At 51.2% G+C, this 13,449-nt stretch carries 11 protein-coding genes; 8 read left to right on the forward strand and 3 right to left on the reverse strand.

Annotation, left to right across the window (positions count from 1 at the left end; genetic code table 11):
• The first annotated feature begins 36 nt into the window (after positions 1-36).
• Entirely contained in the window at positions 37-1,149 is a 1,113-nt protein-coding gene (locus MES37_RS08085) for a YcbX family protein (protein ID WP_121813940.1), read from the forward strand.
• On the opposite strand, the gene zapC is transcribed toward MES37_RS08085, so the two are convergent.
• Both zapC and pyrD read right to left on the reverse strand, forming a co-directional pair.
• Entirely contained in the window at positions 1,146-1,688 is a 543-nt protein-coding gene (gene zapC / locus MES37_RS08090; protein ID WP_121813941.1) for a cell division protein ZapC, read from the reverse strand. The genes MES37_RS08085 and zapC overlap by 4 nt on opposite strands.
• Before the next feature lie 166 nt (positions 1,689-1,854).
• Positions 1,855-2,865, reverse strand: a complete 1,011-nt coding sequence (pyrD, locus tag MES37_RS08095) for a quinone-dependent dihydroorotate dehydrogenase (RefSeq protein ID WP_064548178.1) — start codon at positions 2,863-2,865, stop codon at positions 1,855-1,857.
• Between the two features lie 248 nt (positions 2,866-3,113).
• Here pyrD and ssuE point away from each other — a divergent pair, with 248 nt between their 5' ends.
• From ssuE to ssuB, 5 genes are read left to right on the forward strand one after another with little or no spacing between them, the layout of a single operon-like run.
• On the forward strand, positions 3,114-3,689 hold the full coding sequence (gene ssuE, locus MES37_RS08100) for an NADPH-dependent FMN reductase (RefSeq protein ID WP_064548180.1): 576 nt from the start codon (positions 3,114-3,116) through the stop codon (positions 3,687-3,689).
• Positions 3,682-4,650, forward strand: coding sequence for a sulfonate ABC transporter substrate-binding protein (locus MES37_RS08105; RefSeq protein WP_237930937.1), 969 nt, complete (start codon positions 3,682-3,684; stop codon positions 4,648-4,650). The genes ssuE and MES37_RS08105 overlap by 8 nt, the downstream gene beginning before the upstream one ends.
• A complete protein-coding gene (gene ssuD, locus MES37_RS08110; protein ID WP_237930940.1) occupies positions 4,647-5,792 on the forward strand; it encodes an FMNH2-dependent alkanesulfonate monooxygenase in 1,146 nt (381 codons plus the stop codon). The genes MES37_RS08105 and ssuD overlap by 4 nt, the downstream gene beginning before the upstream one ends.
• Positions 5,793-5,802: 10 nt before the next feature.
• On the forward strand, positions 5,803-6,594 hold the full coding sequence (ssuC, locus tag MES37_RS08115; RefSeq protein WP_121813943.1) for an aliphatic sulfonate ABC transporter permease SsuC: 792 nt from the start codon (positions 5,803-5,805) through the stop codon (positions 6,592-6,594).
• Positions 6,591-7,364, forward strand: coding sequence for an aliphatic sulfonates ABC transporter ATP-binding protein (gene ssuB / locus MES37_RS08120; RefSeq protein ID WP_121813944.1), 774 nt, complete (start codon positions 6,591-6,593; stop codon positions 7,362-7,364). Before ssuC ends, ssuB begins: the two co-directional genes overlap by 4 nt.
• 129 nt (positions 7,365-7,493) lie before the next feature.
• Here the strand turns inward: ssuB and pepN are convergent, their stop codons facing one another.
• The gene (gene pepN / locus MES37_RS08125) at positions 7,494-10,106 is read right to left on the reverse strand and encodes an aminopeptidase N (RefSeq protein WP_064548189.1); all 2,613 of its coding nucleotides are present in this window, start codon (positions 10,104-10,106) and stop codon (positions 7,494-7,496) included.
• A 267-nt stretch (positions 10,107-10,373) separates the two neighbouring features.
• On the opposite strand from pepN, the gene pncB reads away from it, so the two are divergent.
• The gene (gene pncB, locus MES37_RS08130) at positions 10,374-11,576 is read left to right on the forward strand and encodes a nicotinate phosphoribosyltransferase (protein ID WP_064548314.1); all 1,203 of its coding nucleotides are present in this window, start codon (positions 10,374-10,376) and stop codon (positions 11,574-11,576) included.
• A 192-nt stretch (positions 11,577-11,768) separates the two neighbouring features.
• A complete protein-coding gene (gene asnS, locus MES37_RS08135; protein ID WP_064548192.1) occupies positions 11,769-13,169 on the forward strand; it encodes an asparagine--tRNA ligase in 1,401 nt (466 codons plus the stop codon).
• Positions 13,170-13,449 lie beyond the last annotated feature (280 nt).

Genomic DNA, 13,449 nt, shown 5'->3' on the forward strand with positions numbered 1-13,449 from the left:
TATTGTTTATTTATTCGTTTATGCCGAGGGAGCGCAATGATCACCCTATCCCAACTCTATATTCACCCGGTGAAATCGATGCGCGGTCTTGCCCTCTCGCATGCTCAGGCAAGCAGCAGCGGTTTAGCCTTTGACCGCATTTTTATGGTCACCGAATCTGACGGCACTTTTATTACCGCGCGTCAGTTCCCGCAAATGGTGCTTTTCACCCCGGCCATTACCCACGATGGCTTATTTCTGAGCGCACCCGACGGCAGTTCTGCCAGCGTGCGTTTTGCTGATTTTCAACCTCAGGCCGAACCGACCGAAGTGTGGGGTAATCATTTCACAGCACGGATAGCGCCGGATGAAATTAACCAGTGGTTGAGCGGATTCTTTTCGCGCCCGGTGCAGTTGCGCTGGCTGGGCGAAACGTTGACCCGTCGCGTGAAACGTCATCAAGAGGTACCACTGTCATTTGCCGACGGTTATCCATTCCTGCTGGTTAACGAAGCTTCGTTACGTGATTTACAAAACCGCTGCCGGGCAAGCGTCAAAATGGCGCAATTCCGCCCAAATATCGTGGTCACTGGCGCACAAGCCTGGGCTGAAGATAGCTGGAAAGTGGTGCGTATTGGTGGTGTGACGTTTGATGTCGCGAAACCTTGTAGCCGTTGTATTTTCACCACCGTCAGTCCAGAGCGTGGCCGTAAACATCCTGGCGGCGAACCCCTGGTAACGCTGCAACAATTCCGCACCGCTCAAGATAATGGCGACGTCGATTTCGGCCAGAATTTAATTGCCCGCAATAGCGGCATTATTCGAGTGGGCGATGAGCTGGAAGTGCTGGCGACCAAACCAGCAAAAGCTTATGGCGCAGGGGCCACCGAAGAAGAGCCAGAACCTTTTGAGCAGCAAGAAAGCAATGTGGCAATTGACTGGCAGGGCCAACAATTCCGCGGCAACAATCAGCAAGTGTTACTTGAGCAGCTAGAACAACAAGGTATCCGTGTGCCCTATTCTTGCCGGGCCGGAATTTGCGGCAGTTGCCGAATTAAATTAGTCAGCGGGGAAGTCAAGGCGTTGAAGAAAAGCGCAATCAATGACGATGGCACAATCCTGTGTTGTAGTTGTATTCCTGCGGGCGATGTGGAATTAGCGGGAAATTAAACAGCTTGATCGAGACTGAGGTCGTTGCCCAAAGGTTGCGGCCTTAATCTGTCATTCATCACTTTAATCGCATCGCCAAGTTGCATAGTGCGGCCTGCCAGTTGTAAACCCGGTTGGGCGAGTAAACAGAGTGCGGCATTGTTGCCCGTTTCGACCACCAGCAGATTCACTTGCTGCATATCATCACTCAAACAGACACAAGCCGCGTCGCCAGGGACCGGCTGCCAACATTCGCCATGAGAGATAAAGTGCCAGCTTTTTGGCATTTGTGGTTTCAAATAACGAATCGCTACCAGCGCATTTAATACCAGTTCAGCACGCTGATCTTTACTTAAAATAAGGTCGCGACATTTTTCTTCGAAGGTGAAGAAAAGAGCGGCATCATCTACACAAAAGCCTGTGTTTTCAAAGGCATCTGGTGTGAGCATTTTACGAGGGAACCGTGAACGGAATAGCATACCATTGGCTAAATCGAGCATCATACGATCATGCTCTTCATCAAAATACCAACGCCAATTATCGTCCGGTTTTATCCGCATAACTATTTGCCCTTTCGTTTATTCCCACGATTTAAAACATCCTTATCGCCGCTTCGTTAATGAACACATTTAATAAAAGACCAATATGTATAATTTAGCAACAGTGGTGGAATATAAAACAACCAGGGCTGAAAATAAAGCCCCGGTTGTCTGAAAGGAAAAATGTTTACAGCCCAGTGATGATTTCTTTAATCAGCGGTGGGCCTTTAAATATGAATCCAGAATATATTTGCACCAGTGAGGCACCCGCCGCCATCTTCTCGCGAGCAGCAATCAGCGAATCAATACCGCCAACACCAATAATAGGTAAGCGACCATTTAATTCTTGCGACAAGCGGCGAATAATTTCTGTGCTTTTAAGTTGAACCGGACGGCCACTTAATCCACCCATTTCGTCACAATATTTCATACCCTGAACCAGGCTACGATCCAATGTGGTATTGGTCGCAATGACCCCATCAATATTATGGCGAACTAAACTATCAGCCACCTGGATCAATTCTTCCTCAGAAAGATCCGGCGCGATCTTCACGGCAACTGGCACATATTTATGATGCAATTCCTGAAGCGCTTGTTGCTTATTTTTAATCGCCACTAACAGATCATCTAACGCTTCACCATATTGCAGCGTGCGTAATCCAGGGGTATTTGGCGAGGAAATATTGATCGCGATATAACCCGCATACGGATAAATTTTATCCATACAGATCAAATAATCATCTTTGCCCTGCTCTACTGGCGTGTCTTTATTCTTGCCAATATTGATACCCAATACCCCATCAAAATGGGATTTTTTAACGTTCTCAACCAGGTTATCTACGCCGTGGTTATTGAAACCCATGCGGTTGATCAAGCCTTCTGCTTCTACCAGACGGAAGATACGCGGCTTGTCATTTCCTGGTTGTGGGCGAGGCGTGACGGTACCAATTTCGATGGAGCCAAAGCCCATGGCACCCAGTGCATCAATACACTCACCGTTTTTATCTAAACCGGCAGCAAGACCCAGTGGGTTCTTAAAGGTCAGACCCATACAGGTCACCGGTTTAGAGGGCACATTTTGCCGCACCAGCCATTCGAGAGGTGTACCTGTTACACGACGCAATTGCTGAAATGTCACTTCATGAGCGCGCTCGGGATCGAGCTTGAAAAGGGCTTTACGAACGAAGGGGTAGTACATGAACACTCCAGAATTCCCAGTATGCAAACTGGGGCAGTATTATTAACGATAACGGACGTGAATGGAATTGACCTGCAACAAAAAAGACCGAATCAGCGCAAACGTTTTCTTCCCTCCATTTTGTTATTCAGTTTTTGGCAAATGATTCCCGGATAAATCATTTAGTGGATTACCACTTCTGCGCGACTATCACACTCAATTGTTATCAATGTTACCTAAAAGCAAACAATTAGTTATAAGGAAACAATATGCGTGTGATCACCCTTGCCGGAAGCCCGCGCTTCCCTTCTCGTTCAAGTGCTCTACTGGAATATGCCCGCGAAAAATTAAGCGCTCTGGATATCGAGGTGTGTCACTGGCATCTACAGAATTTCGCGCCAGAAGATTTGCTGTACGCCCGTTTTGATAGCCCTGCGCTGCTCGCTTTAAATGAACAATTACAGCAGGCCGATGGCGTGATCATCGCGACTCCTGTTTATAAGGCTTCCTTTTCTGGCGCGCTGAAAACCCTGCTCGACCTGCTGCCTGAACGTGCGCTGGATAAAAAGGTCGTGCTGCCATTAGCTACCGGCGGAACAGTGGCACATATGCTGGCGGTCGATTACGCGCTGAAACCCGTCCTTAATGCGCTGAAAGCGCAGGAAATTCTACATGGCGTGTTTGCTGATGACAGCCAGATAGCGGATTACCAGCACAAACCGGTATTCAGCAACAACTTACAACAACGTCTCGATAACGCGCTGGAAACCTTCTGGCAGGCTCTGCACCGCCGGGATTTTATTGTCTCCTCCCCTTTTAAGACGCAAGGAGTTGCCCATGTTTAATTTTCTGAAACGAACCGCGCCGTGGCTTGCACTCGCAGGAACGTTAAGCCTGAGCGCCACGCTTCACGCGGCAGATACGGGGCCAGAGCAGTTGCGCATTGGTTATCAAAAAGGCTCGGTCAGCATGGTACTGGCGAAAAGCCACCAGCTTCTGGAAAAAGAGTATCCAAATACTAAGTTCCAGTGGATTGAATTTCCGGCTGGCCCACAAATGCTCGAAGCCCTGAACATCGGTAGTATCGATCTCGGTAGCACGGGAGATATTCCGCCAATCTTCGCGCAGGCTGCGGGCGCGGACCTGATGTACGTCGGTTCTGAACCGGCAAAACCAAAAGCCGAAGTGATTCTGGTGCCGGAGAATAGCCCACTGAAAACCGTGGCGGATCTTAAAGGGCATAAAATCGCTTTCCAGAAAGGTTCCAGCTCCCACAACCTGGTGTTACGAGCGCTGCAAAAAGCCGGGCTGAAATTTACTGATGTCCAGCCTGCTTATTTAACGCCAGCTGATGTGCGCGCCGCATTCCAGCAGGGCAACGTTGATGCCTGGGCAATTTGGGACCCGTACTATTCAGCTGCACTGTTGAATGGCGGCGTGCGCGTCTTAACCGACGGCAGCGAGCTAAATCAAACCGGTTCGTTCTACCTCGCTTCACGCCCTTATGCCGAACAAAACGGTCCGTTCCTGCAACACGTTCTGAAAACCTTTAGTGATGCCGACGCGTTAACTCGCACCCAGCGTGACGCAAGCGTTGCGCTACTGGCAAAAACCATGGGGTTGCCGGAAAACGTGATTGCTACCTATTTCGACCATCGCCCACCAACGGTGATTACCCCGGTCAGCGCCGAGACTGCCGCCAAACAACAGCAAACCGCAGATCTGTTTTATGACAACCACTTAGTGCCTAAGAAAGTCGATATTCGCACCCGCATCTGGCAACCCGCTAAAGGAGATAAATCATGAGCTTAAACTTATTCTGGTTCCTGCCGACTCACGGTGACGGCCACTACTTAGGCAGTAACGATGCAGCACGTCCGGTTGACCATGCCTACTTGCAACAAATTGCTCAGGCGGCAGACAGAATCGGTTTTACTGGTGTACTGATCCCGACAGGCCGTTCTTGCGAAGACGCCTGGCTGGTTGCGGCATCGATGATTCCGGTAACGCAGCGTTTGAAATTTCTGGTCGCACTGCGCCCAAGCGTGACGTCGCCAACCGTGGCTGCACGCCAGGCCGCGACGCTGGACAGGCTTTCCAACGGGCGTGCTTTATTTAACCTGGTGACCGGTAGCGACCCGGAAGAGTTAGCCGCAGACGGCGTGTTCCTCAATCATCAGGAACGTTACGAAGCTTCAGCTGAATTTACCCACATCTGGCGTCGCCTGCTGGAAGGTGAAACCGTTGATCACGAAGGCAAACATATTCAGGTCAAAGGGGCAAAACTGTTATTCCCGCCTGTGCAGCAGCCTCGCCCACCGCTCTACTTTGGTGGTTCTTCGGATGTGGCACAGGATTTGGCTGCTGAACAGGTGGATCTCTACCTGACCTGGGGCGAACCGCCACATTTAGTGAAAGAAAAAATTGAGCAAGTCCGTGCGAAAGCCGCGGCTCATGGCCGCACGGTACGTTTCGGTATTCGCTTACATGTGATTGTGCGTGAAACCAATGAAGAAGCGTGGGATGCCGCCAATCGCCTGATTTCGCAATTGGATGATGAAACCATCGCCAAAGCACAGGCCGCTTTTGCCCGCACTGATTCTGTCGGCCAGCACCGCATGGCGGCGTTGCACGGCGGCAAGCGCGACAAGCTGGAGATCAGCCCAAACTTGTGGGCAGGCGTCGGCCTGGTGCGTGGCGGCGCAGGCACTGCGCTGGTAGGAGATGGCCCAACCGTGGCGGCGCGGATTAATGAATACGCCGCACTGGGTATCGACAGCTTTATTTTCTCCGGTTACCCGCACCTCGAAGAAGCTTATCGCGTCGGCGAACTGCTGTTCCCGCACCTTGACGTCACGATTCCACAAATCCCACAACCGCGCCAGATTCATGAAAAAGGCGAAGTCGTGGCGAATGACTTTATCCCGCGCAAAGTCGCGCAAAGCTAAGGAGCCGCCAATGACCCCTTCAACGCACAAACTTTTGCTGAGAGTGGCACCATGGGTCTTGCCGGTGGCGGTTATCGCCATCTGGCAACTATCCTCAAGCGCAGGCTGGCTCTCGTCGCGCATCCTCCCCTCTCCGGAAGGGGTGGTGGTTGCATTCTGGAACCTCTCAGCCAGCGGTGAATTGTGGCAACACCTGGCGATCAGTTCATGGCGTGCGGTGATTGGTTTCAGTATTGGTGGCTCATTAGGCCTGGTTCTCGGCCTGATTAGCGGGCTTTCGCGTTGGGGGGAGCGTTTGCTGGACAGCTCGATTCAGATGCTGCGTAACGTTCCGCACCTGGCGCTAATCCCGCTGGTCATTTTGTGGTTCGGCATTGATGAATCAGCGAAGATTTTCCTCGTGGCTCTCGGCACGCTGTTCCCGATTTACATCAACACCTGGCACGGCATCCGTAATATTGACCAGGGCTTGCTGGAGATGGCCCGCAGTTATGGGTTGTCAGGCTTTAGCCTGTTTGCCCAGGTGATTCTGCCAGGGGCTTTGCCTTCGATTATGGTCGGCATTCGTTTCGCACTTGGCCTGATGTGGCTAACGTTAATCGTTGCCGAGACGATTTCGGCAAACTCCGGAATTGGCTATCTGGCAATGAACGCCCGTGAATTCCTGCAAACCGATGTGGTTGTCGTCGCCATTATTTTGTATGCCCTGCTCGGCAAACTCGCTGACATCAGCGCGCAATTACTCGAACGAGTCTGGCTGCGCTGGCACCCTGCTTACCAGTTACAGGAGGAGAACGCATGAATACCGCACGTTTAAACCAGGGGACTCCCCTACTCCTTAACGGCGTGACCAAACGCTACGGCAATAAAACAATTCTTGATGAGCTGGAATTACATATTCCTGCCGGGCAATTTGTTGCGGTGGTCGGGCGCAGTGGCGGCGGTAAAAGTACATTGTTACGACTACTGGCAGGGTTGGAAAATCCCAACGGCGGGTCACTGATTGCCGGAAATGCCCCACTGCGCGAAAGCCAGGATGAAACACGTTTAATGTTCCAGGATGCGCGTTTGTTGCCGTGGAAATCAGTGATAAATAATGTCGGTCTGGGGCTGAAAGGAAACTGGAAAGACGCGGCGACGAAAGCGCTGGAAGCGGTTGGGCTTGCCAATCGCGCTACCGAGTGGCCGGCCGCCCTGTCCGGCGGCCAGAAGCAGCGTGTGGCGCTGGCTCGGGCGCTGATTCATCGCCCACGGCTGTTATTGCTGGACGAACCGTTGGGCGCGCTGGATGCCCTGACGCGTATCGAAATGCAGGAGTTAATTGTCTCTTTGTGGCAGGAACATGGCTTTACGGTGTTGCTGGTGACGCACGATGTCAGCGAAGCCGTTGCGATGGCGGATCGCGTGTTATTGATTGAAGAAGGAAAGATCGGTTTGGATCTCACGGTTGATTTGCCTCGCCCACGTAAGCTCGGCTCTGTGCGGCTGGCTGAACTGGAAGCGCAGGTGTTAGAACGTGTAATGAAGCGGCAGGTTGTGGAGGAACCGGAGCGCGTGGTGCGCACCGGTTAAGTTTGTTCGCCCTCACCCCGGCCCTCTCCCCCAGGAGAGGGAGAACTCCAGGTGATCCCCTCGCCCTCAGAGGGAGAACACCGGGTAATCCCCTCTCCCTCAGGGAGAGGGTTAGGGTGAGGGTGGTTTTTAAGCTAACGCCTTGCTGATCTTCTCGAACAAATCGCCCGACAAGTTTTCCAGCCCTTTCAGCTGTTCCAGCGCTGCACGCATCATCTCCTGTCGTTTTTCATCATAACGTTTCAGTCGAATTAACGGCTCAATCAGACGTGACGCCACCTGCGGGTTACGGTGGTTCAGCTCGCTGAGCATTTCCACCATAAACTGATAGCCGCTGCCGTCGAGTGCGTGGAACGCTGACGGGTTAGCCGCCGCGAATGCACCAATCAGCGAGCGAACACGGTTCGGGTTACCGAGGCTAAACGAACGGTGGTTCAGCAATTCACGCACTTTACTCAATGTGTCTGCCGCCGGACTAGTGGCTTGCAACACAAACCATTTGTCCATCACCAGACCGTCCTGATGCCATTTCTCATCAAACGCAGCCAGTAGTTCTGTGCGGCACGGCAATTGTGCAGCTACAGAAGCAGACAATGCGGCGATAGAGTCCGTCATGTTGTCTGCACTTTCATACTGCTTACGCACCAGTTGCTCGGCAAGCTGTTGATCGCCAAACGCCAGATAACGCAGGCAAGTATTACGCAGCGCACGTTTGCCGATATCCGCATGTTCTACGCGATAAGCATCGAGCTTGTTGGCGTTATAAACTGCCAGGAATTCATCGGCCAGTTCGTTAGCCAGCGTGCGCGTTAACGCTTCATGCACGGCAGCAATCGCCTGCGGGTCAATTTTCTGGAACAGCTCGGCAATTTCGTTTTGCGATGGCAGCGTCAGAATTTCTGCCGCCAGTGCCGGGTCAATTTTCTCATCCAGCAAAATAGCGCGGAAAGCATCGGCAACATGCAGTGGCAGCGACAATGGCTGGCCCTGTTGGCTGCGGTTGACGTTCAACTTGATGTACGTCGCCAGCAGACTTTGCGCGGCATCCCAACGGGAAAAATCGTTGCGTGCATGGCGCATCAGGAACGTCAGCTGCTGGTCACTCCATTTGTATTCCAGTTTCACCGGTGCTGAGAATTCACGCAGCAATGACGGAACCGGCTGGAAATAAACGTTATCAAAGACAAACGTCTGCTCTGCCTGAGTCACATTCAGCACGTGATGAATCGGGTGGCCATTTTTCTGTAACGGAATAACTTTGCCTTCGTTATCATACAGTTCGATGTCGAATGGAATATGCAACGGCTGCTTTTCCTGCTGTTCAGCGGTTGGCGGCGTGGTTTGGCTGATGGTAAGCCGGTACAGCTCATTTTCCGGGTCGTAGTCATCACGCACGGTGACCACTGGCGTCCCCGCCTGGCTGTACCAGCGGCGGAAATGCGACAGGTCAACGTTTGACGCATCTTCCATTGCCTGCACGAAATCATCACAGGTCGCCGCACTGCCGTCATGGCGCTCAAAGTATAGTTGCATGCCTTTCTGGAAATTCTCTTCACCCAGCAAGGTGTGCAGCATACGGATGACTTCAGAACCCTTTTCGTACACGGTCAGGGTGTAGAAGTTATTCATTTCGATAACTTTGTCCGGGCGAATCGGGTGCGCCATCGGGCTTGCGTCTTCAGCAAACTGCGCGGCACGCATGGTGCGCACGTTCTGAATACGGTTTACTGCACGTGAGCCGAGATCCGAGCTAAATTCCTGATCGCGGAACACGGTCAGCCCTTCTTTCAGGCTTAACTGGAACCAGTCGCGACAAGTCACACGGTTGCCGGTCCAGTTATGGAAATATTCGTGACCGATAACACGTTCGATGTCGAGATAGTCTTTATCTGTCGCAGTTTCAGCACGGGCCAGCACATATTTGGAGTTAAAGACGTTCAGTCCTTTATTCTCCATCGCACCCATGTTGAAGAAGTCCACGGCGACAATCATATAGATGTCGAGGTCATACTCGAGACCGAAACGGGTTTCATCCCATTTCATGGATGCTTTCAAAGAAGTCATCGCCCAGCTTGCACGGTCAAGATTGCCACGGTCAACGAACAGCTCCAGCGCTACATCACGGCCAGATCGCGTTTTGAAGGTATCGCGTAATACATCGAAATCACCTGCCACCAGCGCAAACAGGTAACACGGTTTTGGGAACGGATCTTGCCATTGTACCCAGTGACGGCCGTTTTCCAGTTCGCCTTCAGCGATGCGGTTGCCATTAGATAAAAGGAAAGGATATTGCTTTTTATCCGCAATGATTTTGGTGGTGAAACGCGCCAGAACGTCTGGTCGGTCGAGATACCAGGTAATGTGGCGGAAACCTTCAGCCTCACACTGAGTGCAAAGTGCATCGCCAGAAAGATAAAGTCCTTCCAGCGCAGTATTCGTGGCAGGGCTAATTTCATTAACGATAGTCAGCGTGAAGGTTTCTGGCAGTGACTCGATGATCAATGCACCCTCGTCCTGGCGATAATCTTCCCAGGTAGTGCCGTTTACAGCAACAGACACCAGCGTCAGGTCTTCGCCATCAAGACGCAGAGGCGCGCCTGCTGCACCCTGGCGGGTGATCTGGCTAATAGCTGTGACCAGGGTTTTTGCGGCATCAAGGTCAAAGGTCAAATCGATATCGGTAATCGTGTAATCCGGCGCACGGTAGTCGTGGCGATATTTGGCTTGTGGCTGTTGTGTCATAAAAAACCTTATACATCATCCGTAAGTTTGCGGAGTTCAGTCTATTCCTGTTGCCCGAATGTTGCCACGCAGAATCTTCAACTTTTCTGGGCTTCTCACGCGAATTGCTACATTTATATAACAAGCGGCACAAATTGCTATCGACCAGAAAATGTCCGTGTGTTGTGATCCAGGTTTAATAAACAGATAATCAGGGTATACTCCTGCGTCTTTTATCTGCTTAGCCCTTGATGGAAACGCTCCTGTGAGAGGATGCTGCAACGCGCCATGACACGACACGCTTCCCCGATTTTGCAAACGCTACTGGATACTGACGCCTATAAGCTTCATATGCAGCAGGCCGTTTTCCACCGTTATCACGACGTGAACGTCGCGGCCGAGTTCCGTTGCCGCGGTGATGATCTGCTGGGCATTTACGCAGACGCCATTCGTGAGCAGGTTGATTTAATGCAACACCTCGCGTTAAGTGACGAGGAGTTCGCGTTTTTGGAAACTCTGCCATTCTTCCAGGCCGATTACCTCTGCTGGCTGCGTACTTTCCGCTACGACCCCACTCAGGTGCACATCAGCAATAACAACGGCCATTTAGATATTCGTCTAACCGGTTCGTGGCTGGAAGTGATTATGTGGGAAGTGCCATTGCTGGCGGTGATCAGCGAAGTGGTGCATCAACACCGCTCGCCAGGCGTGACCACGCAAATGGCGCTAGAGAGTCTGGAAAGCAAACTGGTTCAGTTCAAAGAATTGACGGCAGATATCGATCTTTCTGCTTTCCGCCTGATGGATTTTGGCACTCGTCGCCGCTTCTCGCGTGAAGTTCAGGAAGCTATTGTAAGCCGCCTGCAACAAGAATCATGGTTTGTTGGCACCAGCAATTACGACCTCGCGCGCCGTCTGAATTTAACCCCGATGGGCACTCAGGCTCACGAATGGTTCCAGGCACATCAGCAAATCAGCCCGACTCTCGCAAACAGCCAGCGCGCAGCGCTCCAGGCCTGGCTTGATGAGTACCCGGATAAACTTGGCATCGCGCTGACCGACTGCATCACAATGGATGCCTTCTTACGCGACTTTGATCTTTCATTCGCCAGCCGGTATCAGGGGCTGCGCCACGATTCAGGTGACCCGTTTGAATGGGGCGAAAAAGCAATCGCGCATTACGAAAAACTCGGCATTGATCCAAAAACCAAAGTATTGGTATTTTCGGACAATCTCGATTTGCCAAAAGCCATCGAGCTTTATCGCCATTTCTGCACTCGCGTGAATCTCAGCTTCGGTATTGGCACGCGCCTGACATGCGATATTCCGCAGGTGAAGCCACTTAATATTGTCATCAAGTTGGTTGAGTGTAACGGCAAGCCGGTCGCTAAACTGTCCGACAGCCCAGGCAAAACGATTTGCCACGATAAAGCTTTTGTCCGCGCACTGCGTAAAGCTTTCGATTTACCACTAGTCAAGAAAGCCAGTTGAGCCAATAAACCTGTGGGTGATATTCATCGCACCCATAGGTTTCTTTCTTTATATCTGTGACTCCCCTCTTTATGTATTTCTTCGTTTCCTTTGATTTTTCTGCTTGTCTGAAAGCTGGCTACAGGTAACATAGATAACCCCCGAATGTGGGTTATTTTTTATTGTCACTGACCATTTAATAGAGAGAAAAATATGAGCGTTGTGCCTGTAGCCGACGTACTCCAGGGCCGCGTAGCCGTTGACCAAGAAGTCACCGTGCGCGGATGGGTGCGTACTCGTAGAGATTCAAAAGCTGGTATCTCCTTCCTCGCCGTCTATGACGGTTCCTGCTTCTCTCCTGTACAGGCCGTCATTAATAATTCTCTGCCTAATTACAATGATGACGTACTGCGCCTGACAACCGGTTGCTCCGTTGTCGTGACTGGTAAAGTTGTAGAGTCTCTTGGTCAGGGCCAGAGCTTTGAAATCCAGGCAAGTGAAGTTGAAGTGACTGGCTGGGTTGATGATCCTGATACTTATCCGATGGCGGCAAAACGTCACAGCATTGAGTATCTGCGTGAAGTAGCTCACCTGCGCCCACGCACCAACATGATTGGCGCCGTTGCCCGTGTGCGTCATACCCTTGCTCAAGCCTTACACCGTTTCTTCCATGAAAATGGTTATTTCTGGGTATCCACACCGCTGATTACTGCATCTGATACCGAAGGCGCTGGCGAAATGTTCCGTGTATCTACGCTGGACATGGAAAACCTGCCGCGTACCGAAGCGGGCAAAGTTGATTTCGATAAAGACTTCTTTGGTAAAGAAGCGTTCCTTACCGTATCCGGTCAGCTGAACGGCGAAACCTACGCGTGTGCGTTATCAAAGGTTTATACCTTCGGCCCAACCTTCCGTGCAGAAAACTCCAACACCAGCCGTCACCTGGCTGAATTCTGGATGCTGGAGCCAGAAGTTGCTTTCGCCAATCTGGACGACGTCGCGGGCCTGGCTGAAGCCATGCTGAAGTATGTCTTCAAAGCGGTGCTTGACGAGCGTATGGATGACATGGAGTTCTTCGCTGAACGCGTTGACAAAGATGCAGTGGATCGTTTACAGCGTTTCATCGATGCCGATTTTGCGCAGGTTGATTACACCGATGCGGTTACAATTCTCGAAAATTGCGGTCAGAAATTCGAGAATCCAGTGTACTGGGGTGTAGACCTTTCTTCCGAGCATGAGCGTTATCTTGCTGAGCAACACTTCAAAGCGCCGGTAGTCGTGAAAAACTATCCAAAAGATATTAAGGCCTTCTATATGCGCCTTAACGAAGACGGTAAAACCGTTGCCGCAATGGACGTGTTAGCGCCAGGTATTGGTGAAATCATCGGTGGTTCTCAGCGTGAAGAACGTCTGGATGTACTGGATGCGCGCATGGCTGAGATGGGTCTGAATAAAGAAGACTACTGGTGGTATCGCGATCTGCGTCGTTACGGCACCGTTCCACACTCCGGTTTCGGTCTTGGCTTTGAGCGCCTGATTGCCTATGTAACAGGTGTGCAGAACGTTCGTGACGTGATTCCATTCCCACGTACACCACGTAACGCTAGCTTCTAAAACCGCTATTTTTCTAAGGCCAGCATTGCTGGCCTTTTTTACATCTACTGCCTGAACGTCTTTTTTCTTCAACGAAAGTTAAACAAACGTCAATTTCAACCCCATTCCACAACTACCCCGTTACTAAGTGTGTCTATGACACAGACAAACACAAAATAACCACACTTACCGCTAGCACTCTCTCTACCAGCATTGACTTAGCATATTCGGATAAAACTTGCTCAGAAGTCTGGATGTCCAGAAGTCACTCAAATAATGTACAAATGTAAGCAAAATATAC

This window comes from Buttiauxella sp. S19-1 (assembly GCF_022134725.1).
In the GTDB taxonomy this organism is placed as follows: Bacteria; Pseudomonadota; Gammaproteobacteria; order Enterobacterales; family Enterobacteriaceae; genus Buttiauxella; species Buttiauxella ferragutiae.